We start from the raw sequence: 26,109 nt of genomic DNA, 5'->3' as shown, positions 1-26,109 counted from the left end.
CTCGGGGAATAGATTACCGAAGATGACATGGGTATCATACTCATGTCATTCTTGATAATGGAACCACACAGGACAGAGTATCATCTGTCCCGTATCAGAAGCATCTGATAGAAAGAGGAGGCGAAATAATGATTAGCAAACAGTTTGACAAAGAAACCTTTAAAGAAAGCGTAAAGAGCAATATAAGATCTCTGTACAGAAAGACCATGGATGAGGCAACGCCCCAGCAGATTTTCCAGGCAGTATCCTACGCAGTGAAAGATGTCATTATTGACAACTGGCTGAAATCCCAGAAACAGTTTGACAAAGAAGATCCCAAGATTGTCTATTACCTGTCCATGGAATTTTTGATGGGAAGGGCATTGGGCAATAATCTGTTAAACCTTACCGCGTATGACGAGGTGAAGGAAGCCCTGGAGGAGCTGGGATTTGATTTGAATGCCATAGAGGATGAGGAACCGGATCCTGCTTTGGGAAATGGAGGACTGGGCCGCCTGGCCGCCTGCTTCCTGGATTCCCTGGCTACTCTGGGTTATTGTGCCTACGGGTGCGGGATCCGCTACCACTACGGCATGTTCAAACAGGAAATTAAAGATGGATATCAGATTGAAGTTCCGGATGCCTGGCTGAAAGACGGCTATCCCTTTGAACTGCGCCGTCCCGAATATGCAAAGGAAGTAAAGTTCGGCGGCCATGTGAGAGTTGTGTATGATCCTTCAACAGGACGCAATGAGTTTGTACAGGAAGATTACCAGTCTGTTCGGGCAATTCCTTACGATCTCCCAATTGTAGGCTATAATAATCAGATTGTAAATACCCTCCGCATCTGGGATTCAGAGGCAATCAATGATTTCCAGCTGGATTCCTTTGATAAGGGAGACTACAGGAAAGCAGTAGAGCAGGAGAATCTGGCGCGCAACATTGTGGAGGTTCTCTACCCCAACGACAACCATTACGCAGGAAAAGAGCTGAGACTGAAACAGCAGTACTTCTTTATCTCGGCAAGCATTCAGGCGGCAGTGGAGAAGTTTAAGAAAAAACACGGAGATATTCACGAGCTTCCCAGTAAGGTAACCTTCCAGTTAAACGACACACACCCCACAGTAACTGTAGCGGAACTGATGCGTATTCTTGTGGACGAGGAAAAATTGTCCTGGGAAGATGCCTGGGATATCACCACAAGGACCTGTGCCTACACAAACCATACAATTATGGCGGAAGCACTGGAAAAATGGCCCATTGAACTGTTTTCACGGCTTCTCCCCAGGATCTACCAGATTGTGGAGGAGATCAACCGCCGTTTTCTGATCCAGATACAGCAGATGTATCCGGGCAACCAGGAAAAGATAAAGAAAATGGCTATAATTTACGACGGCCAGGTAAAAATGGCTCATCTTGCCATAGCCGGAAGCTATTCCGTAAACGGTGTGGCAAGACTGCATACAGAAATCTTAAAGAATAAGGAACTAAAGGATTTCTATGAAATGATGCCCCAGAAATTCAACAATAAGACAAATGGGATTACACAGAGGCGCTTTCTGCTTCACGGCAATCCCCTGCTGTCAGACTGGGTGACAAAGCATATCGGCAGAGACTGGATCACAGATCTCAGTCAGATCTCCAAGCTAAAAATCTATGCAGACGATGAAAAGGCCCAGCAGGAATTTATGAATATTAAGTACCAGAATAAGCTGCGTCTGGCAAAATATATTATGGAGCACAACGGAATTGAAGTGGATCCCAGGTCAATCTTTGACGTTCAGGTCAAGAGGCTGCACGAGTATAAACGCCAGCTGCTGAATATCCTGCATGTGATGTATCTGTATAATAAGATGAAGGAGCATCCGGAGCTGGATTTCTATCCGAGGACATTTATATTTGGGGCAAAGGCAAGCGCCGGTTATCACCGTGCGAAGCTAATCATCAAACTCATTAATTCTGTAGCGGATGTGGTAAACAATGATGCTTCCATCAAAGGGAAATTAAAGGTAGTATTCATAGAAAACTATCGGGTATCCAATGCGGAAATCATTTTTGCGGCGGCCGACGTCTCCGAACAGATATCCACGGCCAGCAAAGAGGCTTCCGGAACTGGCAATATGAAGTTTATGCTTAACGGAGCCCTGACCATTGGCACTATGGACGGGGCTAACGTAGAGATCGTGGAGGAAGTAGGGGAGGATAATGCATTTATCTTCGGCCTGAGCTCTGATGAGGTAATCAACTTCGAACAAAACGGAGGCTATGACCCTAATTTCTATTTCAATACAGATCCCGATATCCGTAATGTACTGATGCAGCTCATTAATGGGACCTTCTCCCCGAGGGATCCCGAGCGTTTCCGTGATTTATATAATTCACTGCTCAATACTAAGAGCAGCGATAAACCGGATACGTATTTTACACTGGCTGACTTCAAATCCTATGCCAGAGCCCAGGAAAAGGTGGAGGCTGCTTACAGAGACCAGAGGGGCTGGGCTAAAAGTGCAATTCTGAATACAGCCTCAAGCGGAAAGTTTTCTTCAGACCGGACCATCCAGGAATATGTGGATGAGATTTGGCATCTGGATAAGGTAGTGGTAGAAGACTAAAAGGGAACGGCATGTTCTCAACCTGCATATTTATAGAAGAAACTCAAATGTAAAGAATAAAAATGAGAAGCCTTCCGCACAAGGCTTCTCATTTTGCGTAATAGAATATAAAATCCAATTTATAGAAATTTAATATTCTTTTAGATCCTTTTAAAAGCCCTTAGTTCCGCCATGTAAACTCAATTTTCCACCCATTTACTTTGACAACATATTTCCGTTATGATAAACTTGAGACAACTATGGGATATCAGGTACTTTTACAGTAAGTGACGGTAAATACGAGTTAGAGGTGAATACATTGGATAAATATGAATATCGGGTTAAATTAGATCAAATCAATGACCTGGTTGATAATCAGGATTATGAGGGGGCACTGAAAATCTGCGAGACGATAGACTGGCGGCGGGTGAAAAGTGCTCGTACTTTGTGTATGGTAGGGGAGATTTATGAAGCCAATCACAAGTATGATGACAGCAGGGAGATTTTACTTCTGGCATATGAACGGGCACCTATTGGGAAATCTGTACTGTATCGTTTGGTAGAACTGGCGCTGAAGCTGAAGGATTTTGACGAAGCCGCAGGCTATTACGATGAGTTTGTAAAGCGGGCGCCCAATGATAATACAAAATATATATTAAAATATAAGATTTACAAGGCAAGGCGCGCTCCCATTGAAGATCAGATCGCAATTCTGGAGGAATATAAAAGCCGGGAATATACAGAGAGATGGGCGTACGAACTTGCAAGACTGTATGCAAAGGCTGGTATGAGGGAAAGATGTATTGAGGAGTGCGACGACCTGATCCTGTGGTTCAGCGAGGGACGTTTTGTAACAAAGGCCATGGAGCTGAAGATGAATTATGCACCTCTTACAAGAGACCAGCAGCAAAAGTATGACAACCGTTTCAAGACAAGAACGTACCTGGAAGAAAAGGCGGCGCTGGAGGCTAAGGCTCAGAAAAGAAAAGAGCCAGAGAAGAAAGAGGCTGCAGTGGAAGCGGCAGAGGAAGAGAAACCAGAGAAGAAAGAGACTCCCGTGGAGGAACCATCTCTTTTTGCTCCGGTCCGTGAAAACGCGGGAATTTTTCAGGAAAAGATCGCACAGGGGATCAGAGATGTATTCGGGGGCGGTCAAAAAGAGGAACCCCAGATTCAGGAAATTGCTGAGGAGAATACGCCGGAAGAAGGAGAGACAGAGCCGGATATTACGCAATACACGCCTTTTGAAGATACAAAGGACTATGTGGTCAAGGAGCTGGAGCCGGAAGACTTCAGCGGGTCACGGCCTGTGAGCGCAATCAACCTTTCTAATGCCATTAAGAAAGCGGCAGTAGCAGCCGAGACAGTTTCCCATGTAAAACCCGCAGCGTCAAAGCCTTTTGATGTGCCGGAATCCTTATCCGAGGAAGAAAAGACCAGGGGTGAGCTGGATTACAAGAATTATGACGTGGATATTGATGCCATACTTGCAGAGACAGCCAATAATCTGGCTCAGGAGATATCCTCCGGTTCTCTGGAGGAGGAGAGTCCGGCAGAGGAAAAAGAAAAGATTGATTTCGGAGAAACCAGGGCAGTTGTGATTCCTGAAGGGGAAGAAGCACCTGATACGATTCCAGTACCTGATGAGAGTATCGAGGCACCTGAGCAGAAGGAAGAAGCTGGGGAGGAAGCAGAATCCCAGGATACAGTGGAAGAGGATAGTCCAGAGAAAGAAGCTTCCAGGGAAGAGTCATCAGAAATAAGCGACATGGTTGAAGAGACTGCGGAGACGTGGGAAGAGATAAGCGGAGAATCCGCAACCGTGCAGGAGGATGCGCCGATAGAAGTCCCGGAGATGGCGGAGGCGTCCGTTGCCTCAGGGGAAACCGAGGAGAATATACAGGAGCCCGCAGAGCCGGAGGAAAAAATCCGGAAAGTACCCACAGATCAGCCAGGTACCTGGACGCCAATAGATACTCCAAATCCCGAGGTCATAGTTTCCCTTGAGGCATCTGCCGGGGAAAGTACTGAGGAGGAGATTTTCCGGCTGCCTGACGACTTACTGTCAGATACAGTCCCTGTATTCTCAGGGCCCGAAGAGGATAATGGAGAGGACCTTGGAATCACCATCAACCTTGAGGAAGAGCTTCAAAAGGAGCCGGAGCCTGAGGAACACGGGCAGGAAGAAGCGGAATCCTTTGATTTTACAGATGTAGATAAAGAAGATTTTGTATTTCCTGAGGATATTGAGAAGGATAGGGACGAAGAGGGAGATCTGCTTCGCCACCACCTTACAAAGGAAGAAGAAAAGCGGATTTTTACGTATTTTCAGCAGATTCCCGGAATTAAGGAACAGATAAAAGAGGCCCTGGACGCAGCACAGGAGGCAGCGTGGGACAAAACCTCCAAGACAGGAAATCTTATTATTGTGGGAAGACCGGGTGCTGGAAAGACTAGATTATGTCAGAGTATTGTCAAAGCCATCTGTAAAGAGCGCAGGATGGAGGCGGCGAAAACTGCGAACATAGAAGGTGCCAAATTAAATGAAAAAGATCCGGTAAGCATTGTATCCAAGCTGTCCGGAGGATTCTTAATTATAGAAAATGCAAGTGAGATGAACCAGGATACAGTAACTAAGCTGTCAAAGGCTATGGACTTCCGGACAGACGGACTTACTGTGATTCTGGAGGGGCAGAAAAAACCCATGAGAGAATTTTTGGAACAGTACCCTGTTTTTGCCGAGAAGTTTGCAGCCACTGTTACAATCCCTGTTTTTACAAACGATGAACTTGTCTCTTTTGCCAGAACCTATGCAAAGGAGCTGGGATATAAGATGGATGAGATGGGTGTGCTGGCACTTTATACCATGATTGGAGACAATCAGGATGAAGACGAGCCAATCACTGTATCTCAGGTAAAAGATATGGTTGACGGGGCAATCTACCATGCGGAGCGGGGAACGCGAAGACTGGGAAGGAAGATTTCCAAACGTCATGTAGATGAGGACAACAGAATTATCCTCTATGAAAAAGATTTTGATATATAAGGAGCATGCCATATGATTGAACCCTATCTGGGAGAGCCAAAACGGACTATAGAAGTCCTTCAGAAATATGATTTTGTCTTTCAGAAAAAGTTTGGACAAAACTTCCTCATTGACACACATGTGCTGGACAAGATAGTTAAGGCTTCCCAGGTTGCGAAGGATGATTTTGTCCTTGAGATTGGGCCGGGAATCGGTACCATGACTCAGTACCTGGCCGCAGCGGCCAGGGAAGTAGTAGCGGTGGAGATAGACAAAGCGCTCATCCCCATCCTGCAGGACACGTTACAGGATTTTGAAAATGTATCAGTGATTCATGATGATATATTAAAAGTAGATATCCAGAAGCTTGCGGAAGAGCGAAACGGGGGTAGACCCATTAAAGTAGTGGCCAATCTTCCTTATTACATTACAACTCCAATCATTATGGGACTTTTTGAGAACCATGTCCCTATAGATTCCATAACAGTTATGGTGCAGAAAGAAGTGGCAGACAGGATGCAGGTGGGTCCCGGGTCTAAAGATTACGGGGCCCTGTCTCTGGCAGTACAGTATTACGCAGAGCCGTACATTGTGGCGAATGTACCTGCAAACTGTTTTATGCCCAGGCCTAAGGTGGGAAGTGCAGTCATACGCCTCACCCGCCATAAAATTCCTCCCATAGTGGTGAAGGATGAGAATCTGCTATTCCGTCTGATACGCGCTTCTTTTAATCAAAGGCGGAAAACACTGGCCAACGGTCTCAATAATGATCCCGGGCTGTCCTTTACCAAGGAGGAGATTCAGCAGGCCATTGCAAACTGCGGTTATCCTGCGGGAATCCGGGGAGAGGCGCTGACTCTGGAGGAATTCGGAAGGTTAAGCAATGAATTAAGTAAATAAGGGAAACAAAAAATGGAACGCTATCGCTAGCGTTCCATTTATATTAAAGGAAGGAGAGTCGACATTTGTCGACATATGAAAAAGAAAATTATAAAAATAATCTTGTTCCTGTATTATTTTTATGTTTATAGTATAGCTGTTAAATATGATGAATTCATGTTAAACTTGTGAAGAAATCATGAATAAAGATCAAAAGATTTATGAATGTTAAAAAAATATCTATCTGGTGCCGAGAGTTGCCGCATCGATCTTCAGATGTTCAATTTCCAGGAAATTTTCCACACTGATCCGAACCCCTCCTATCAGCCCTGAAATATCCTGGAGCTGGGATAAGATAACCCGGCAGTCCCGGTTCTGCATGGTGCCTAAGGAATTCTGTATCCTCTGGATCAAATCCGGAATATAATTGGTAAAAGCGCTGTTGAGCACAATCAGGTCTGCATTAAAGGTATTCTGTACATTGTTGATAGCAATGGACATATACTGAACAAAGAGGTCCATCATATCCAGGGCTACCGGTTCATTGGACCGATATGCATAAAGAAAATCGTCCAGTGTAATAGACGGCAGATATCTCCTGCGCGCATATTCCTTCAAAATGGCTGTCTCAGAGGCGTACTGTTCAATGCACCCCCTGTTGCCGCAGGGACAGAGCTTTCCGTTAGGATAAAGGATTGTGTGCCCGAATTCACCTGCATAACCGTTGTGACCGGTATAGAGATGACCTTGGATTAAGATTCCCATGCCGATACCATCGTGAACATTAATCATAATCATATCCTGATAGTTAAAGTGGAAGGCAGATTCACCCAGAACAGAAAGGTTAGCTTCGTTTTCCGCTTTTACAGGTATCCCAAATTCTTCTTCCAGCAGGCTGCAAAGATCGGGCTGGGGCATCTTATAATAAGGAGTAAAAAGTAATGTATTCTGGTACACCACTCCGTAAATTGCAATGCTGATTCCCACTACCCCATGAGTTGTGGCCGGGAGACTGTCAATAGTACTGTGAAGAACTCTGGTCAGGTACTTCAGGAGCGGTTCTCTTTGTGGGAAGGGATATTCTCTGACCGCACAATTTTGTCCCTTAAGATCAGAAGTGAGCAGAGTGATCTGATCTACGCCGATATTTACAGCCAGGGCATGCCCGCTGTCCTGTGGAAAGGCCAGCATAATTGGTTTTCTCCCCATAGCAGTATCCCCGCTGCCGATCTCAGTGACCAGTTTCTGATCTAAAAGCTCCTGCACAATATTTGATATAGTAGCCTTGGTTAAGTGCAGGGCCTTTGCAAGGGCGGCCCTGGAGATGGGCCCGTTATTCACTATTTTTTCTAAAACCAGTCGTCTGTTAATGTCACGGATCATTTCCTGGCTGCCGGATATCATGGTTATCACCTCTGTAAAATATTACTTTTATTTTAGCATAATTGTATGGAAAAGCCAAAATAAATTAGAAAATCTTAATTCTTATTTAAGTGTAATGAAAAATGTTCTGTGATATAATGGGTGGGAAGTAATGGCAATGCCATTGGGGAGTAATTAAGGAAATAAGAGAGGAGCAAGTAAAATGAAGAAAAGAGGATTGGCGGTTCTTCTGGCAGGTATCATGACAGTTATGACACCTATGGCTGTTATGGCAGACAGAGAGGATGCGAAGCTTGAAACACCATATATTTCCCTGGGAGCAGATTTAAAGCAGGACGAGCGTGCAAAGGTCCTTGAGTTGCTGGGGGTTACGGAAGATGAATTAAAAAACTATACGGTTGCGGAAGTGACCAATAAGGATGAGCATAAATATCTGGATGGCTATCTGGATGCCAGCGTGATTGGCTCCAGAGCTCTTTCCTCTGTACTTGTAGTGGGAAAAGAAAGCGGTTATGGTATCAAGGTAAAGACCCAGAATATTTCCTATTGTACTGTGGGGATGTACCAGAATGCGCTGGCAACGGCTGGTATCCAGGATGCGGATATTAATGTGGCGGGACCGTTCAAGATCTCCGGTACGGCGGCGCTGGTAGGCGCGATTAAATCTTATGAGAATATGACAGGAGAAACCGTCTCTGCGGAAAGTGTGGATACCGCTACAAATGAGCTGGTGGTCACCAGCCAGCTGGGGGAGGATATCGGGGATTCAGAAAAGGCGGAGCAGCTTATCGGTGCTGTGAAAGAAAAAGTTGTAGAGGCAGAGAATGCGGATCCTAAGGAGGTAGAAAAGATTGTTACCCAGGCAGCCGAGGAACTGGAGGTCAATCTTTCCGAAGCGGACAGGCAGAAAATTGTGGACTTAATGTCCAAGATTGACGGATTGAATCTGAATATTGACGACCTGAAATCTCAGGCAAAAGATTTGTATGATAAGCTGAGTAAGCTGGATCTGAACTTAAGTGATGCGGATAAGGAGAAGGTGGGTAACTTTTTCCAGAGACTTTGGGACGGTATTGTGAACTTTTTCGACAATTTTTTCAATTAAAGCGTTAAAATAATGCGTACTGTACATGGTAAGCGCATATGAAAAATAATGGGTTGTGCAAATAGAACATTTTTCTTTTTGTACTAAAGAAAAATATAGGCAAATTTATTACATTTTACAATTTATTCATAAAATGTTCATATTATGTTCAAATGACGTTGGTATTATATAGAAAGTTCAAAGAACTACTTTGACAAGTATATTGGTAATGTTTTCATTACACATATAAAATTTTTTCATAATAATTGCCCAGGTACCCGGTACCTGGGCACTCCTCATTTTAGGGGTAAGCTCTTTTACACGAAAGTCTCTGTTTCTCCAGAGTCAGGGCTGCATCCCCGTTCTTCATCATACATAAAAGCCCAGAAAATAGGATGGGGGCAAAGAAAACCGCCCATGCTGTAAAACATCGGGCGGAAATCCATTAAATATTGAGTCGTGAGAAATCTATGGGAAAATCATCGTAAATACCGGCTTTAATGGAATCAGAAAAGGTATATTGCTCCATATCATCTTGTGGGTGATCAGGTACGTATTCCATCAGGTTCCCCCACTGGCAGTTTAACGCCTCACATAGTTCAGCTATGGAATCCTCTGTAATGCTCTTTCCCTTATTTATATTAGAATTGTCTACTGTTCTTAGATATTTAGAATTTAGCCGCGGGGGCAGCAGCTATATAATAAGACAAGACAAAGGAATCACAGGGGTGTAAAGTATGAAGGTATTTTTAGTAGAGGCTGAGCATATGGTCAGGGATGAAATAATGTATCAGATCCCATGGGAGAAACAGGGGTTTATCTTTCGCGCTGCTTCGGGCAGAGGGGAGGAGGCTCTTTCTGAGGTTGTCCGGGATAACCCCCAGATTGTAATAATAGATGTGCATCTGCCGTCTATTGACGGACTGGAATTAAGCCGAAGGATTAAGGAGAGGATTCCTGAAACTAAGATTCTGCTTATCAGTGAATACAGAGACTTTAACTATGCCAAAGAGGCATTATCTATCGGAGTATCTGATTATCTGGAGAAACCTGTAAATACGAAAGGGATTTTAGAAGCTGTTCTTCGTGTGTCCGGACAGATAGAACTGATAAAAAAAAGGGAATCAGATAGGCTGTATGCTTGCAGAAAGGGCGGACTAAATGGTTAGACGAAACCTGCCCGACCTGCTTAATATTTTTCTGAATCTATGGTATGATAGCTGTGGTTCTAAAGTTTCCCCAAAGGGAGAGCGTTATGAATACATTAAAAAATAGATATAAAAACAGCAAATTCCAGTCAAAGCTTATGATAATATTCGTTCTCACAGCTCTGTTGCCCATTGCCCTTATTCTGACGGTGTCTTTTGTTTTGAATGCGAAAAATATGACAGATAAAGTTGATCAGCTGATGATCAATAATCTTGTCAGGATAGCAGACCGTACAAATCTCAATTTACAGATTTATACCAATTCTCTCTATCAGATGTATCAGGATGAGCTTATTACGGAAAATATTAAGATACTAATGGACAACAGCAGCTCTCAGGCTGTGGCATACAATCAAATTAATAATCGTTTGAAGCAGTATAATACTGCCGATTCCGGGATCCGATGCATCAGTGTGATCTGCAGTGACGGAAAGGCGGTGGTATATGATTTTGAGACGGATTCTTATATGAACAATCTGTGGAAGGACTACAAAGATCTGCGGAAGATACAGCCCTATAAGGACGCCATCCATGGCACGGGATCCACAATTACACCAACCATGACCTTTCAGGAGAGAGGGGAAAAGAAGCATTATTTTCATATCTCCAAAAAGGTGTTTGATGCAGACCGGCTGGAACAGGGAAGTATAGCAACCATTGTGATGACCATAGATGAGCAGGTGCTCAACAGCATCTGCAATACCCCTGAGCAGGAGGAGGGGATGGGGATCAATTTTCCTATGACGGAGGAGGATGTTATAGTTGCATACCCGGATGCAGCATTTTCAGGAGTTAGAAAAGATCCAAAGATGCCCATAGAAGACTTTGTGGAAGAAACGGGGCTTATGAAAAATAAGAATTTAGCTGTGAATTCCTATGAGGATCCGGTAACCGGATGGACCTTTTACAACGCATATAACAAGGATTTTATGCTGCGGGATGTTGTGAAGGCGCAGCTGATTTATATTATGATAGGGGTGCTTGCAATTGTGGGGGCCTCTGCCGCTATCTTCTGTCTGGTGAAAGACATAAACAGATCTGTGCATCAGGTGGTAGATGGGATAAAGGAAGTACAGGAAGGGAATCTTGATGTGACGATTCCCATTACCCAGCACGATGAGATCGGCGATATAGCAGAAAATTTTAACAAGATGACAGCAAAGGTAAAACAGCTCATACGGGAAGTGAAAGAAGCGGTGGACAGGCAAAAAAATGCTGAACTGAGGGCCTTAGAGGCACAGATTAATCCCCATTTTCTGTATAATACCCTGGACTCTATCAACTGGATGGCCATTGAGCAGGGGGAGTATGAGATAAGCAAGATGCTCCGGAATCTGGGGGTGATACTCCGGTACAGTATAGATAAAAGCAATGGGATGGTAACCATCAAGGACCTGGAGGACTGGATTGAAAAATATATGAGCCTTCAGCAGATGCGCTTTGAGGGGGTGTTTACCTTTGAGGTGCATGTGGAGGATGCAGCTAGAAAAAAATGGATTTATAAATTGCTGTTACAGCCTTTTATTGAAAATGCCATTCTTCACGGTTTAAAGGACATGGATGGAGACGGTCTCCTCCGTGTGGACATCGGCCTGTCCCCGGGGGAGGACAGAATACTTCTCATTATTGAGGACAACGGCAAAGGAATGCCTGAGAACCTGGTAGAGCTTTACAATGATCCCATCAGAGCAGTTGAGGATGAGTCGGACAGAATTGGCCTGCAAAATGCATTCTCCAGGCTGAGAATGTATTACAAAGACCAGGCAGAGTGGCATGTAAACAGCATTTCCGGCATGGGAACCGTAATAACCTTGCGGGTGCCAATTATAGACGGGGGTAAGTGATGAGAATATTAGTGGTGGAAGATGAAGTTAAAATTCGCAGGGGGATGGCCAATTTAATAGAAAATCATACGGAACATACCGTGGTCGGCGAGGCAAGAAATGGAAGGGAAGGCCTGGAGCTGACAGAATTGTATGAACCGGATCTTGTTATTACGGACATTAGGATGCCGGAAATGAATGGACTGGAAATGATCCGCAATCTTTACGAACAGGGTTCGGCCCGGCATTTTGTAATCTTAAGCGGATATTCTGAGTTTGAATATGCAAAGCAGGCCATACGGTACGGGGTGGATGACTATCTGATTAAACCCCTGGCCCCGGAGGATGTAATTTGTCTGCTGGATTCCATTCAGAAAAAGATCCTGAGGGAAAGGTCAGCCAGATTGCAGAATTCACCGGAAAGGGAGCTGAGGGATATTCTGATTCAGAGCGAATATGATTCTAGTAAGATTTTTGAGGTTGGAGAAGCCTTATCTCTCCCGGTCGCAGGCTCATTCCGGCTATTGTGCGCCTACACAGGCTGTGCTACCCAGGAGGAACGGAAACAGTGTATGCAGAGATTCGGAAAGCTCCGGGGAAAGTTTCCTGGTCAAAGGTTTTATTACTTTTACATAGAGAATACCAGGGAATTTATCTGCCTGACGGAGAATAAAAATTGGGAAAGCGTAAAAGGAGAGCTGGAACGCAAATTGCTTCAAAACGTACTGTACAGCCATGGATGGGTGTGGACAGAGAACATCTTTGAGGGGCTGGAAAATATAGGAGTAACCTATCAGAAGGTAAGGGAGCAGTACCCGTATGGCATGATACTGGGGGATACTGGTTTTATCAGCAAGGAGAGAATCCAGGAATATCGGCCTGTGGAGTATGTTTACCCGGTGCAACTGGAACATCAGCTGCAGACTGCATTTTACGGAGAAAAGAAAGAAGAGGTATATAAGGCGGGACAGAGATTTATTCACTATATGGCGGAATTGAGAGTGAAACCCGATCAGATCAGGGAAGGATACATAAGAATGGCACACTTTATGTTAAGCCTCAGCCAGGAAGGGAACAGGAGACTCTATGAACAGCTGCTTAACCTGAATCTTATGAAAAGTATAGGAACTGCAGTTACCCGGAAGGAGCTGGAGGATACTCTTAACCGGGAGATACGTATCCTTGCATCCGGTTTAAGCCAGAGAGAAAATATCAGCAACTATACAATCAAAAGGGCCTTAGATTACATCAGAAACCATTATCAGGAGAGCATTTCTCTGGAAAAGGTGGCTGCCAGTCTGGATATCACCCCCGAATATCTGAGTACTCTGTTTAACCGGGAGATGGAGCAGAACTTTTCTGTTTTTCTCAAAAAGTTCCGCATCAGTCACGCGAAACGTCTGCTTAAGGATACTGATAAGAAAATCTATGAGATTGCGAAAGAGGTTGGATATGCGGATGCCAAGTATTTTAACCGTGTTTTTAAGGATGTAGAAGGAATCTCGCCCGGGGACTACAGAGCGCTGCACTGAGGAAAGAGGAGTTATGAAAAGATTATATATATGGATAGGACTGGCAGTTACTCTTTTAGCGGGTATGCTGGCGGGCTGCCGGGGAGGGAATGCCTCGCCGGAGAAAGAAAAGAAACGGGAAAAAATTGAAATATGGACCTATTTTGAGACAGATGCCCAGTGCAGTGCCCTGGATAAGGTGATCCGTGGGTTTAACCGCTCCCAAAACAGCTACGAAGCATCCTGGAAATATGTACCGATGACGGAGTTTACCAAAAAACTATCTATGGCATACACCGAGAAAGCGCTGCCGGATCTGGCAATCATTGACAACCCGGATATGTCTGCCTTTATAAAGATGGGGCTGTTTGAGGATATTACAGGCTTTCTGAAAAAACTTGGTGCTAAAAAGGACTACTATCCGTCTCTGGTAGAGACGGTTTCCTACGGGAGCCATATGTACGGTCTTCCCATGAACTGCAACAATGCCGCATTGATCTATAATAAAAAGATGCTGGAAGAAAAGAATATAGATCCCCCCGAAAGCTGGGAGGAGCTGGAACAGGCGGCGGCGGCTCTGTCCACAGAGTCCTGCAGCGGCTTTCTTATGTCCGCGGTGGAAGGGGAACAGGGGGCGTTTCAGATTCTCCCATGGATATTATCAACCGGTGAGAATGCATCAGAGATAGGCGGGGAGGGAACGGAAAAGGCATTGGCGTTCCTGAAACGTATGATTGATAATAACTACATGGCGGGCGACTGTATTAATATGTCCCAGAATGATGTGGGCAGGGTATTTGCGGAAGGGGGCGCTGCAATGATGGAGAATGGTCCATGGGTATTGCCCATGTTAGATGAAGAGGGAATAGAGTATGGCGTCAGTCCCCTGCCCGCGGATAAGATCAGCAGTGTGATTGTAGGCGGTGAAAATTTGGGGATTCTGAAGGGCAAAAATGTAGAAGGGGCCAAGAAGTTTCTGGAGTATTATAACCAGGACCAGGTGATGCAGGCATTCTGTCAGGAAGCGCAGATTCTGCCTGCAAAAATGAATATAGAAATACCGGAGGATACCAATCTTAAGGTATTTAAAGAGCAAATGGCAGGGGCAGTAGTACGATCTTCTATTCCTTCCTGGAATATTTTGTCAAAACAGCTTTCTCAATCGGTGTATCAGATGGTAGCTGAACAGAAATCTCCAAAGGAGGCAGCATTCATGTTAGATGTACAGAAGTAAGAGGATTTAAGTTGAAGATAGTCCACTATTCTTAAATAATTAGAATTACCAAAACAGACAACCTCTCTTATAATAAAGCGGCAAAAACGAGCAGTAACTTGTACGCTTTTTATAAGGGAGGTTTTGTTTATGGAAAGAAATTTATCTGCTTTACACAATGAAGGAGCTGTATATGCTCTTACATCCCTGTTCCCGGGATGCAGAAGAAGAGCTTATATGGGAAAAAATATAGCTGAAAGGAGAAGTTTAGATGCGTAAAAACAAAATGCAGATGCTGTCACTGCTTCTTGCAGGGACGATGGTTTCTACTACTGTACTTCCTCCGGCCTCTGTACTGGCTGCTGAGGAAAATGGCATTGTTGCAGAAGAGGGCATAGAGGGCCCGGAAAACGAACCTGCACAGGAAGAGCAGGGGGATGCTGCGGCTTACGGACTGGAGCTTTCGGAAGAAGAGGGCATTAGTGTACAGGCGGAAACAACGAGAAAACAAATAGTACATTATGATTTCCAGGAAGTAAACTCTACCATAGTAAAGGATGAGTCCGAGGACGGGACAAGAGCCGGCGTAATCCGCAATATGGATAAGGGAGGAACGGAAATCGTTGATGCCAATATTTATGGGACTGATGTGAGAGCATTATCACTCCCAGGGGGAGAAGAAGGGGGATACCTTGAACTTCCCACAGGTATTTTTAATAATATGGAAAGCGCAACCATTAACTGCTGGGTAAATCTTCCTACGGATAAGGCATATCAGAGGATCTGGGACTTTGGTTCTGACACAAACAAATATCTGTATCTGCTGTCTGACGGTGCCAATGATGGAGCAAAAGGCTATGCCACAGCTATTACTGTAAACGGATGGGGTGAGGAACAGGCTGCCCAGAAAGAAGAGGGCATTGAAAAAAATAAGTGGGTGCTCACCACAGTAGTTTTGGACGGGGCCAATCATACGCTGACGCTCTATGAAAACGGACAGATGGTAGCCCAGAGAGAGGGGCTGACTGCAGGGTTAGAGGATCTGGCAGAATCTACCCAGAATTATATTGGCCGGGGACAGTTTTCAGATCCTGCAACCAGGGGGCTGTTTGCGGATTTTTCAATTTATAACTATGCAATGGATGAAAATGAAGTGAACGGCTTATTCGACGTGACCGACGAGGGAATTGTCTCTGCAGATCTGGCAGCAATTGATCTTGGGGATCTGTCTCAGATAACCGAGGATCTGACGCTGCCCGAGACAGGAGCCAATGGATCACAGTTTGTATGGAGCTGTGACAAAGAGGACGTTATTGATCCGGCAACAGGTAAGGTTACCAGGCCTGAAGCAGGCCAGCCGGATGCTGCTGTAAAATTAACAGTACAGGGATCTTACGGGACGGCTCAGAATGTAGAAAGAGTCTTTGACATTACCGTGCCCGCAGTGCCTGACGGAGATAAAATTGTAGCCCACGATCTGGAGGTCCTGGATTTGGGGGATCTGAGCGCATTGACCAGCAGCCTGAAACTCCCGTCAGAGGGAGAATGGGGCTCAGCTATTACCTGGGACACATCTGCTCCTGAAGTAATCACCAAAGAGGGTGTAATTACAAGACCGGAGATAGGAGAGGAAGCCAGGGGTGCGGTACTTACAGCTACGGCAAAAAAAGATGGTGCGGAGAGTACCAGAGACTTTGAGGTTACAGTTCTTCCTAAGGTTGAGACTGCATCCATTGAGTCCTACTCCCCCATTACCGTAAAGACCAGAGTTGGTGTTTCTCCTTCTCTGCCCGCCTATGTGACGGTTCAGTATTCTGATAAAACATCCAAAGAACTAAAAACTATATGGCCGGCAAAGATTGAGAAAGAAGACTACAGCAAAGAGGGAACATTTAAGGTATCCGGCAAGATTGTGGATGAGGCTATGCCCATTGAGGCAACGGTAAATGTTGTAGATGAGGCCCAGACGCCTCTGGAAATTCAGGCAGAGACCATGGATCTCAGTGAAATTACTCTGGATGGGGATTCTATTCTGACACAGAACAGGGAAAGAACCGTAGAGTACCTGAAACTTTTGGATAATGACAGAATGCTTTACAACTTCCGGGCAACCTTCGGACAAGATACAAAAGGCGCCAAGCCTTTAGGCGGGTGGGATGAACCAAAGGGGCTCCTGCGCGGGCATTCTACCGGACACTATATGTCCGCTCTGGCTCTTGCATATGCATCCACAAAGGATGAGGAGCTAAAGGCCAAATCCGAAGAAATGATTCATGAACTGCGCACCCTGCAGCTGATGTCCAAGGGCAATGCCGCAGACTTTAAAACAAAGGGAACTCCTCAGAATGCAGACCAGAGTATCTGGAGCACAAATCCCGGGGAATGGGGGGAAGGCTTTATCAGTGCATACTCTCCGGATCAGTTTGCGCTTCTGGAGCAGTATACACCGTATGCAACTATTTGGGCGCCGTATTATACCTTACATAAGATAATGGCTGGTTTCCTGGATACCTACCAGTACACGGGAAATGAGGAGGCGCTTGAGGCAGCCATGGATCTGGGAAGCTGGGTTTACGAACGTCTGAACGCGTGCACCCCGGAGCAGAGAGAGAAAATGTGGGGCATGTATATTGCCGGCGAATTCGGCGGATTTAATGAGTCAATGGCAAAACTGTATAACATTACAGGAGATGAAAAATACCTGGAGGGTGCAAAATTCTTTGACAATAAGCAGTTCTTTGACAATCTGGCGGCAAATGTTGATGATATTCAGGGACGCCATGCAAACCAGCACATACCACAGATTGTTGGGGCTATGGAAGAATATAAAGCAACCAAGGATCCCTACTATTATAATATCGGCAAGAACTTCTGGGATATGGTTACCAGCAGATATGCGTACTCCATCGGAGGTGTGGGCAGAGGAGAAAACTTTAAGACTCCTTATAACCAGGCCAATGACATAGAGTCTGACAGAAACTGTGAGACCTGTGCCGCATACAATATGCTGAAACTAACAAAGCAGCTGTATCAGTACAGCCCGGATGATGCTTCTTATATGGATTATTATGAGAGGACTCTGTACAACCAGATAATTGCATCTCAGTATCAGGAGACGACCTCCAGCATGCATAACGGAACCACCTATATGCTTCCCATTGGACCGGGCGTCAGAAAATCATATGGAGGTGACTATGACTCTTTTACCTGCTGTCACGGTACAGGTATGGAAAACCATGTGAAATACCAGGAGGCAGCATACTATAAGAGTAATGACACACTTTATGTAAACTTATATATGCCATCTACCGTACAATGGGAGGAAAAGGGAGTATCTGTTACGCAGGAAAACCAATTCCCGTCGGAGAGTACAAAACTTACCGTAAACGGTGACGGAACATTTAAGATGAAGCTTCGTGTGCCCTATTGGGCAACCAAAGGATTTACTGTGAAAGTAAATGGGGAGGAAGTGAAGGAGACAGCCGCTCTGTCCTCATACCTGGAACTTGACAGAAACTGGAAAAACGGTGACGTGGTAGAGATTACGATGCCTTTTGACTATCATCTTGACAAAACACCCGACAAGCTGGAGGGAAGTACAGTATCCAGCCTTATGTACGGACCGCTGGTAATGGTAGCAAAAAATAATAAGACACAGTGGCTTTCCCTGATTCTTTCTCCGGATTTGTCTCAGTCAATTAAAAAAGTAGACACGGAAGATGGACTTCCTACATTAAAAACAAATGGTATGACCTTCGTACCAATGTATTCCGCATATAATTTCGCTTACCATACGTACTTTAAGACTGTGATGTCTGACGAGGGCGGAGATGTGGAGAACTGGTATACACTGACACTGAACAACAGAACGCCTAAGTTCGGAAGCATTACCGCAGATAAGGTTAACATTCCGGAAGGCGGCAATGTGGAGCTGACTATGACTCCCAATGAGGGTTATATGGTAAAACAGCTGCTGATTGACGGCAAAGCAGTGGAGGTAGGAGAAAATAGCACCTATACCTTAGAAAATGTAACAAAGGATATGACGGTTGAGGTCAGCTTCCGTCTGATTAACCCGCCGGATAATGATCCTGACAAATTAGAAGCTACAGCAAACACAGAGGCAAGCTATTGCTCTTCCTGGGAGACATTGGATGCCGTTAATGACGGAGTTGTCTCAGAAACCTCTCTGGGAAATGGAGTAAAACACTTTGGAACCTGGGGAAATCACGATGCAGCAGAAGAGTGGGTAAGCTATACCTGGGATAAGCCTGTGAATATTCACACTGCAGAAATGTACTTTTTTGACAACAGTGTGGGGGGAGACGGCGGTGTCCAGGTGCCATCTTCTTACAAATATGAATACTTGAATGACAACAATGAGTGGACAGAGGTATCCAACCCTGATGGTATGGCAACAGAGATGGATAAGTTTAATGTAACAACCTTTGATCCGGTAGTGACCACTTCTTTCCGGGTAACTATGATGAAAAAGGCAGCAGGCGTAGGCATCATTGAGTGGAAGGTAAAAGGCGACAGGATAGAGCCGGAAATAAAGGAATATACAGTTACCTTCGTAGGCAAAGACGGAAAAACAATATTCACAGATAAAGTAAAAGAAGGTGATGCAGCCACAGCACCGGAGGTACCGGAAGTACCGGGCTGGGAATTCACCGGCTGGGACAAGGACTTTTCCAATGTAACAGGGGATATGACGGTCAAAGCTCTTTATAAGGAAATCGTTAAGAACGGATGGAATCAGGATGCACAGGGCCGCTGGCAGTATGTGAACAGTGACGGAACATTCACCAAGGACACCTGGCAGCAGATTGGAGGAAAGTGGTACTACTTTGACAAGGATGGCTATATGCAGACAGGCTGGCTGCAGGAAGGAAATACATGGTATTATCTGAAGGACAGCGGAGCGATGACCACGGGCTGGCTGCAGCTGGGAAATACCTGGTACTATCTGAAAGCCAGCGGAGCAATGGTGACGGGCTGGCTGCAGTTGGGAAATACCTGGTACTACCTGAGGAACAGCGGAGCAATGGCAACGGGCTGGCTGCAGTTAGGAAATACCTGGTACTACCTGAAAGCCAATGGGGCGATGGCCACAGGCTGGCTGCTGGACGGAAGAACCTGGTATTATCTGAAGAGTAACGGAGCGATGGCCACAGGCTGGCTGCTGGACGGAAAGACCTGGTATTATCTGAAGAGTAACGGAGCGATGGCAACGGGCTGGCTGCTGGACGGAAAGACCTGGTATTATCTGAAGAGCAACGGAGCGATGGCAACGGGCTGGCTGCTGGACGGAAAGACCTGGTATTATCTGAAGAGCAATGGAGCGATGGCCACAGGCTGGCTGCTGGACGGAAAAACATGGTACTACCTGAAGAGCAATGGCTCCATGGCAACCGGTTGGGTAAAGGTCAGCGGTAAGTGGTATTATCTGAAGGCCAGCGGTGCTATGGCAGCAAAACAGTGGGTTGGTAAGTATTATGTAAACAAATCTGGGGTATGGACGAAGACAAGGAGGTAATACAAAATAGAATACATCCGGGAGAGTTGATAGGAGTAGAGTGAGTTATGGATTAAACTTGATATAGTATCGGGGTGATTTAAGCAGAGAGCCGCGGGAATGCCGAAGAAAGGAAGGGCATTTCTGCGGCTTTTTGTAATGATAACTTGGGATTTAGGGGTGTAGCGCTTGGACTTCGGCTCAAGGTGATTCAGGACGGCAGGTGTAGGTGGCAGGGGGACGGTGAGAGGACTCCCGCGGCAGCGGGCTGGCTGGTCCGGGCGGGAGGGAGGCTTAAGTTCCGGGGACACCTCCGTCGCGAAGAGAGTCTAAGACAAAACCGGAATCCCCGCCGGAGCACCGTTCGTATGTGCAAAGAATGCTTGATGTGCATTCTCTGCCCATGCTCACTTTTTTTCGGCCCGGACTGCCGAAAAAATCTCCTGCGGGAATCCCGGTTTTGCCTAAGACTCTCTACTCACTCCTGCGGAATCGTCCCCGGAACTTAAGCCCTCCCTCCCGCCCGAACCGCCAGCCCACCGCCGCAGGATTCCTCTCACCTGGGTATAGGGAAGTTCAAGGGAGTTGGCTATTTATCCAAAACATCGAGTTATCAATAGTGGGAAACCAGAGGAAAAGTGTACAACGTTCGACCTTCCCCACCCGTTTTCCGTGAATGTGAAGTGAGTCTCTGCCAGGATATAGAAGGGAGCACCGGGGAGACAGGGCCAGGCCAGGGGCCGGGGTATAGGGGCAGGTCAGCTCGAGGCTCTGTTCCCCTCAGCTAAGTCCTACCAGCTGCTAAGCTCGTCAGGAGAGCCTTCCTCGCTAATCAGCTGGTGGCCTGGATCTTCGGCTCACTCCGCTTGACCTCCCTGACCTGCCCCTATACCCCGGCCCCTGGCCTGGCCCTGTCTCCCCGGTGCTCCCTTCTATATCCGTCCGTCTGCAACGCCTTGCTCGCCGACTGCATAACCCCGAACTTCACATACACAAAACTATTACACAAAACTATAATTTAATATCAATAGGAAAATATTGTCATATAAAATAACAAAAATATCCAGGTATTTTGCAAAAACAATAACTTGACACAAAAACATACAGGAGAAAAGCAATATTATCCTGTTCCTTTCATGATATTCTGTTAATAACAAGTAAAATGTAAGGAGGAGATGAAGATATGGGACATAAGAAGACATAAGCAGAAATCTGCAGAATAGCAAAATCGTAAGTATAACAGTAAGCAGAGGAGGTTTTACATTGAACAGGAGTAAGAGAAAAAGAGGCTTTGCAGGTTTATTAGCAACAACGTTGACTCTTTCTATGGTTTTATCTACGGGTACTGCGGTGTTTGCGGCGCCGCCTGAGGTTCCGGAGGGATATACCCGTTATGAGGCAGAGGACGGAGTTACCTATGGGATTGAGCCAGGAAAAGAGTTTGAGCGCGGCAATGATTATTCAGGTGGTATGGCTGTAGCGAATCTGGATAAGATGAGAAGTGGGTTTGATGCCCTCGACTTTGAATTCAAAAATACCTCCCATGTGGAGATTACTGTTCCCAGAGAGGAAAATGGGGTGGTAGAAGTTGTTGTGGGTTATGTTTGCTCCGGAGGCGACAGGCCTGCAAATGACATTGCAGTAAAGAGCAATGACGGAACTCCGAAAAGGGTTGAAATACTTGGTAAGAAGCGAGCGTCTGTAAAGGTGGACATGCAGGCCGGCGACAATGTTGTATATGTATCTACTACGCTGGGAGATAAAGCGGATAACGGCTGGGTAAATATTGATTACATTGATGTGAATGATGTAACTGAGCCTGGCACAGTAGAACCGGAGGAAGTTGAGATTATCCAGCCGAATAACCCTATTATTAAGAGTATGTATACAGCGGATCCGTCCGCTCATGTATGGGATGACGGCAGAATTTATATCTATGCTTCTCATGATACAGACCCTGCCAGAGGCTGTGATCTGATGGACAGATACCATGTATTTTCATCTGACAATATGGTTGACTGGATTGATGAGGGAGAGATCCTTAGCTCTGATGATGTGGAGTGGGGCCGCCCCGAAGGCGGGTTCATGTGGGCGCCGGATGCGGCATATAAAGATGGAACCTATTATTTCTATTATCCCCATCCAAGCGAGTCCAAATGGAATGACTCCTGGAAAGTTGGTATAGCAACCAGTAAGTTTCCGGATAAAGAGTTCACAGATATAGGGTACATCGAAGGCATGGGCGGCGATGCTATGATCGATCCCTGTGTATTCATGGATGATGATGGAAAGGCATATATTTACCTGGGCGGCGGCGGCAAATGCGTAGGCGCCGAGTTAAATGATGATATGATATCCATTAAATCTGAGCCTGTTCCCATGGAGGGACTGGATGATTTCCATGAGGGTACCTGGATCTTTAAGAGAAACGGAATTTATTATCTTACATATCCTGATAACCACGGCGGAAACGGAAACCGTATGAAATATGCTACCAGCGACAGTCCTCTTGGCCCATGGGAGTATCAGGATGTATTCCTGGATTCCACTGGCTGTGACACTTCTCACGGTTCGGTAGTGGAGTACAAGGGAGAATGGTATCTGTTCTATCATAATAAAGCAATCTCGGGTACCGGGAATCTTCGTTCCGTATGTGTGGACAAGCTGGAGTTTGACGAGAACGGAAAGATCCTTATGGTTGAGCAGACTCTGGACAGTGTGGAGCCTGTAGGCCCAAGAATAGAGCCTTCCGAGGATATGGTAACTTATCAGGCGGATGAAGCAGAGCTGGAAGGGGATGCGGCACTTCTGGCAAATGACAAAGCATCCGCAGGCAATGTGGTTACAAACCTGCACAAAAGCGGCAGCGCAGTTGTATTTAATAATGTAGACGGCGGCGAGGTAGGCGGAAGAGCAACCATCGGTATTAATTTTTCAACTCCTGACAAAGGAAAATTAAAACTGATTGTCAATGGCGTAGATTATTCTTATGTAAATACATTGGCTACAGGGGGCAAATCCTTCTTCACTGGTCACTCTGAGTTCACAGTAAATGATATGACTCCGGGAGCAACCAATACCGTTAGACTTGAAGGGGGAAACTCCAGAGTATTCCTTGAAAATATCACAGTTACTCCATTTAACGATGCTGACGATGAGACACCCTCTGTTACTGGAATTACTCTGAGCGGTGATTATAAAACAGCATACCAGATGGGTGACAGCTTTGACAAAACAGGCATGGTGGTGACAGCAGATTTTTCTGACGGCCGCAGCCAGAAAGTAATGGGATATAAAGTCAGTGGATTTGATTCTTCTGTCCGTGGACTTCAGACTGTAACAATAAGCTTTGAGGGCGCTGAAGCACAGTTCCAGGTAAGAATTATCGCTCCGCCTGAATGGGTACAGAGCGGTGACCGCTGGTGGTATGACAACGGAGACGACACATGGCCACAGGACTGCTGGAAACAGATTGATGGCAAGTGGTATCATTTTGACACTAATGGCTACAGACAGACCGGCTGGCTTCAGGACGGAAAGAACCGTTATTTCCTGAAAAACGACGGAACTATGGCTACAGGCTGGGCAAATGACCGCGGCAGCTGGTATTACCTCAGAGAAGATGGAACTATGATGACGGGATGGCTGAAGGACAGAAGCTGCTGGTATTATCTGAATGGAGATGGAAGCATGGCAACCGGGTGGGTAATGGCAGGGGGCGCCTGGTATTACTGCAACGGAAGCGGAATCATGCAGACGGGATGGCTGAAAGAGAGCGGAACCTGGTATTATCTGAAAGACAGCGGTGCTATGGCCACAGGCTGGCTGCTGGATGGAACTACCTGGTACTATCTGAATGCAAACGGAAGCATGGCCACAGGCTGGATTAAGATAGGAAACACCTGGTATTACTGCAATGGAAGCGGAGCTATGCAGACCGGCTGGATTAAGAGCGGAACTACCTGGTATTATCTGAAGAACAGCGGGGCCATGGCCACAGGCTGGCTGCTGGATGGAACTACTTGGTACTATTTAAAGAGCAGCGGAGCTATGGTAACAGGCTGGGTGAAAGATGGAAGTACCTGGTATTACTGCAGCGGAAGCGGAGCTATGCAGAACGGCTGGGTATATACAGGAGGAAATTATTACTATCTGTATGACAACGGAGCAATGGCAGCAAATACCTGGATTGGGAAATACTATGTAAACGGCTCCGGTGTGTGGACAAAAACAAGATAAATAAACAGCCGGCGGGATATTCCGCCGGCTGTCAGACTGTAGACAAAGTCCGAGGACAAGTGCCTCGGATTTTCTTCGCCATTGAGCCAGAAAAGTCAGCACTTACAAGACTTTGAGGCTCTTTTTTGGTATAATAGATGTATCAAATACAGGCGGTGAGATGCTTATGATGACACAGAATGCGGATAAAAAAAGAGAACAGATTCAGTTGTTTTGCATGGATGACATGGTTCCACAGGACCATCTGCTGCGGATCATCGACAAAGCAATCGACTGGTCCTTCATTTATGAACTGGTAGAAGAAAAATACAGTCAGGACAACGGACGCCCCAGTATGGACCCCGTCATGCTGATCAAGATTCCTTTCATCCAATATCTTTATGGCATTAAAAGCATGCGCCAGACGGTAAAAGAGATTGAGGTAAATGTCGCCTACCGCTGGTTCCTCGGGCTGGATATGCTGGATAAAGTGCCGCATTTTTCAACCTTTGGAAAGAACTATACGAGACGCTTTAAAGACACCGACCTCTTTGAACAGATATTCGAGCATATCCTTTCTGAATGCTACAAATTTAAGCTGGTAGACCCTACTGAAGTTTTTGTGGATGCCACCCATGTAAAAGCCAGAGCAAACAATAAAAAGATGCAGAAGCGTATTGCTCATGATGAGGCATTATTTTTTGAAGATCTGCTGAAACAGGAAATCAATGAAGACCGTGAAGCACACGGGAAACGTCCGCTGAAAGAAAAAGAGGATGACAGCAATACACCATCCGGTGGAGCCGGCGGCAAAGAAGAAAAGACAGTGAAAGCAAGCGCTTCTGATCCGGAAAGCGGATGGTTCCGCAAAGGAGAACATAAACATGTATTTGCTTATGCAGTACAGACCGCATGTGATAAGAATGGATGGATTCTCAGCTATAGCGTTCATCCCGGGAACAATCATGACAGCAGAACCTTCAAGTCCTTATATGACAAGATAAAAGGGATCGGAATAGAGACGCTGATAGGCGATGCAGGATATAAAACTCCCGGTATAGCAAAACTTTTGATCGATCAAGGAGTCAAACCGCTTCTGCCATACAAACGCCCCCTGACAAAAGAGGGTTTCTTCAAGAAATACGAGTACGTTTATGATGAGTATTACGACTGCTATATCTGTCCCAACAATCAGGTGCTGACCTATCGAACAACCAACCGTGAGGGATATCGGGAGTACAAAAGCTGTGGAAGTAGCTGTGCAAGCTGTGCCTATCTTGCAAAATGTACCCAAAGCAAAGATCATGTAAAGACGGTTATGCGCCACATATGGGAACCTTACATGGAGATGTGTGAGGAGATCCGCCAAACCGTGGGTATGAAAGAATTATATTCCCAAAGGAAAGAAACCATAGAACGAATCTTTGGAAGTGCAAAGGAGAATCATGGTTTCCGATATACACAGATGTTTGGAAAAGCCCGAATGGAAATGAAGGTCGGGCTTACATTTGCGTGCATGAATCTGAAAAAGCTGGCCAGGATGAAAGCGAAATGGGGGCTTCTAGAGGGAGAAGCCCCTTACACAAACTTTATTTGGAACGCAATTTTGTTAATAAAAGAAAACTGGCTCTGGGATACAAAGCCCAAAACCAATTTGTCTACAGTCTGACAGCCGGC

Annotated in this window: 14 protein-coding genes; 12 read left to right on the top strand and 2 right to left on the bottom strand. The window is 45.7% G+C overall.

Features of this window, described 5'->3' with window-relative positions; all coding sequences use genetic code 11:
• Nucleotides 1-131: 131 nt before the first annotated feature.
• The 3 genes from ACGHCT_RS21805 to rsmA all read left to right on the top strand — a co-directional run bounded on the left by ACGHCT_RS21805 (nt 132) and on the right by rsmA (nt 6,495).
• A complete protein-coding gene (locus ACGHCT_RS21805; RefSeq protein ID WP_347563349.1) occupies nt 132-2,591 on the top strand; it encodes a glycogen/starch/alpha-glucan phosphorylase in 2,460 nt (819 codons plus the stop codon).
• A 298-nt stretch (nt 2,592-2,889) separates the two neighbouring features.
• The gene (locus ACGHCT_RS21800; protein WP_390437492.1) at nt 2,890-5,616 is read left to right on the top strand and encodes a hypothetical protein; all 2,727 of its coding nucleotides are present in this window, start codon (nt 2,890-2,892) and stop codon (nt 5,614-5,616) included.
• A gap of 12 nt (nt 5,617-5,628) precedes the next feature.
• On the top strand, nt 5,629-6,495 hold the full coding sequence (gene rsmA, locus ACGHCT_RS21795; protein WP_390437491.1) for a 16S rRNA (adenine(1518)-N(6)/adenine(1519)-N(6))-dimethyltransferase RsmA: 867 nt from the start codon (nt 5,629-5,631) through the stop codon (nt 6,493-6,495).
• Nucleotides 6,496-6,714: 219 nt separating this feature from the next.
• Here the strand turns inward: rsmA and ACGHCT_RS21790 are convergent, their stop codons facing one another.
• Nucleotides 6,715-7,878, bottom strand: coding sequence for an ROK family transcriptional regulator (locus ACGHCT_RS21790; protein ID WP_226903156.1), 1,164 nt, complete (start codon nt 7,876-7,878; stop codon nt 6,715-6,717).
• A 181-nt stretch (nt 7,879-8,059) separates the two neighbouring features.
• Here ACGHCT_RS21790 and ACGHCT_RS21785 point away from each other — a divergent pair, with 181 nt between their 5' ends.
• Nucleotides 8,060-8,962 carry a DUF1002 domain-containing protein gene (locus ACGHCT_RS21785; protein WP_226903157.1) on the top strand — a complete coding sequence of 301 codons (903 nt, stop codon included), beginning with the start codon at nt 8,060-8,062 and terminating at the stop codon, nt 8,960-8,962.
• Between the two features lie 424 nt (nt 8,963-9,386).
• Here the strand turns inward: ACGHCT_RS21785 and ACGHCT_RS21780 are convergent, their stop codons facing one another.
• Nucleotides 9,387-9,581, bottom strand: a complete 195-nt coding sequence (locus tag ACGHCT_RS21780; RefSeq protein ID WP_226903298.1) for a helix-turn-helix domain-containing protein — start codon at nt 9,579-9,581, stop codon at nt 9,387-9,389.
• 97 nt (nt 9,582-9,678) lie between these two features.
• On the opposite strand from ACGHCT_RS21780, the gene ACGHCT_RS21775 reads away from it, so the two are divergent.
• From ACGHCT_RS21775 to ACGHCT_RS21740, 8 genes are all read left to right on the top strand, one after another.
• Nucleotides 9,679-10,110, top strand: coding sequence for a response regulator (locus tag ACGHCT_RS21775; RefSeq protein WP_226903159.1), 432 nt, complete (start codon nt 9,679-9,681; stop codon nt 10,108-10,110).
• Nucleotides 10,111-10,196: 86 nt separating this feature from the next.
• Nucleotides 10,197-11,993, top strand: a complete 1,797-nt coding sequence (locus ACGHCT_RS21770) for a histidine kinase (RefSeq protein WP_390437489.1) — start codon at nt 10,197-10,199, stop codon at nt 11,991-11,993.
• Entirely contained in the window at nt 11,993-13,504 is a 1,512-nt protein-coding gene (locus tag ACGHCT_RS21765) for a response regulator (protein ID WP_390437488.1), read from the top strand. The genes ACGHCT_RS21770 and ACGHCT_RS21765 overlap by 1 nt, the downstream gene beginning before the upstream one ends.
• A gap of 13 nt (nt 13,505-13,517) precedes the next feature.
• Nucleotides 13,518-14,717, top strand: a complete 1,200-nt coding sequence (locus ACGHCT_RS21760) for an extracellular solute-binding protein (RefSeq protein WP_390437487.1) — start codon at nt 13,518-13,520, stop codon at nt 14,715-14,717.
• A gap of 129 nt (nt 14,718-14,846) precedes the next feature.
• Nucleotides 14,847-14,975, top strand: a complete 129-nt coding sequence (locus tag ACGHCT_RS21755; protein ID WP_256282266.1) for a hypothetical protein — start codon at nt 14,847-14,849, stop codon at nt 14,973-14,975.
• Nucleotides 14,968-20,235 carry a beta-L-arabinofuranosidase domain-containing protein gene (locus ACGHCT_RS21750; protein ID WP_390437486.1) on the top strand — a complete coding sequence of 1,756 codons (5,268 nt, stop codon included), beginning with the start codon at nt 14,968-14,970 and terminating at the stop codon, nt 20,233-20,235. The genes ACGHCT_RS21755 and ACGHCT_RS21750 overlap by 8 nt, the downstream gene beginning before the upstream one ends.
• A 1,242-nt stretch (nt 20,236-21,477) precedes the next feature.
• A complete protein-coding gene (locus tag ACGHCT_RS21745; protein ID WP_256282637.1) occupies nt 21,478-24,453 on the top strand; it encodes a family 43 glycosylhydrolase in 2,976 nt (991 codons plus the stop codon).
• A 160-nt stretch (nt 24,454-24,613) separates the two neighbouring features.
• Nucleotides 24,614-26,101 (top strand): IS1182 family transposase, encoded by a 1,488-nt coding sequence (locus tag ACGHCT_RS21740; RefSeq protein ID WP_390437485.1) that lies wholly within the window; start codon nt 24,614-24,616, stop codon nt 26,099-26,101.
• Nucleotides 26,102-26,109: the final 8 nt, after the last annotated feature.

The sequence above is a fragment of the Lactonifactor longoviformis genome (assembly GCF_042848515.1).
Taxonomy (GTDB): Bacteria; Bacillota; Clostridia; order Lachnospirales; family Lachnospiraceae; genus Lactonifactor; species Lactonifactor longoviformis.
The sequence above is the reverse complement of the archived record's forward strand: the minus strand, read 5'-3'. Positions and strand labels throughout refer to the sequence as shown.

Bases quoted from the DNA above. Each gene is read 5' to 3' on its own strand.
- rsmA (WP_390437491.1), top strand. From the start codon at position 5,629: ATGATTGAACCCTATCTGGGAGAGCCAAAACGGACTATAGAAGTCCTT.
- ACGHCT_RS21790 (WP_226903156.1), bottom strand. From the start codon at position 7,878: ATGATATCCGGCAGCCAGGAAATGATCCGTGACATTAACAGACGACTG.
- ACGHCT_RS21785 (WP_226903157.1), top strand. From the start codon at position 8,060: ATGAAGAAAAGAGGATTGGCGGTTCTTCTGGCAGGTATCATGACAGTT.
- ACGHCT_RS21775 (WP_226903159.1), top strand. From the start codon at position 9,679: ATGAAGGTATTTTTAGTAGAGGCTGAGCATATGGTCAGGGATGAAATA.
- ACGHCT_RS21770 (WP_390437489.1), top strand. From the start codon at position 10,197: ATGAATACATTAAAAAATAGATATAAAAACAGCAAATTCCAGTCAAAG.
- ACGHCT_RS21765 (WP_390437488.1), top strand. From the start codon at position 11,993: ATGAGAATATTAGTGGTGGAAGATGAAGTTAAAATTCGCAGGGGGATG.
- ACGHCT_RS21760 (WP_390437487.1), top strand. From the start codon at position 13,518: ATGAAAAGATTATATATATGGATAGGACTGGCAGTTACTCTTTTAGCG.
- ACGHCT_RS21755 (WP_256282266.1), top strand. From the start codon at position 14,847: ATGGAAAGAAATTTATCTGCTTTACACAATGAAGGAGCTGTATATGCT.
- ACGHCT_RS21750 (WP_390437486.1), top strand. From the start codon at position 14,968: ATGCGTAAAAACAAAATGCAGATGCTGTCACTGCTTCTTGCAGGGACG.
- ACGHCT_RS21740 (WP_390437485.1), top strand. From the start codon at position 24,614: ATGCTTATGATGACACAGAATGCGGATAAAAAAAGAGAACAGATTCAG.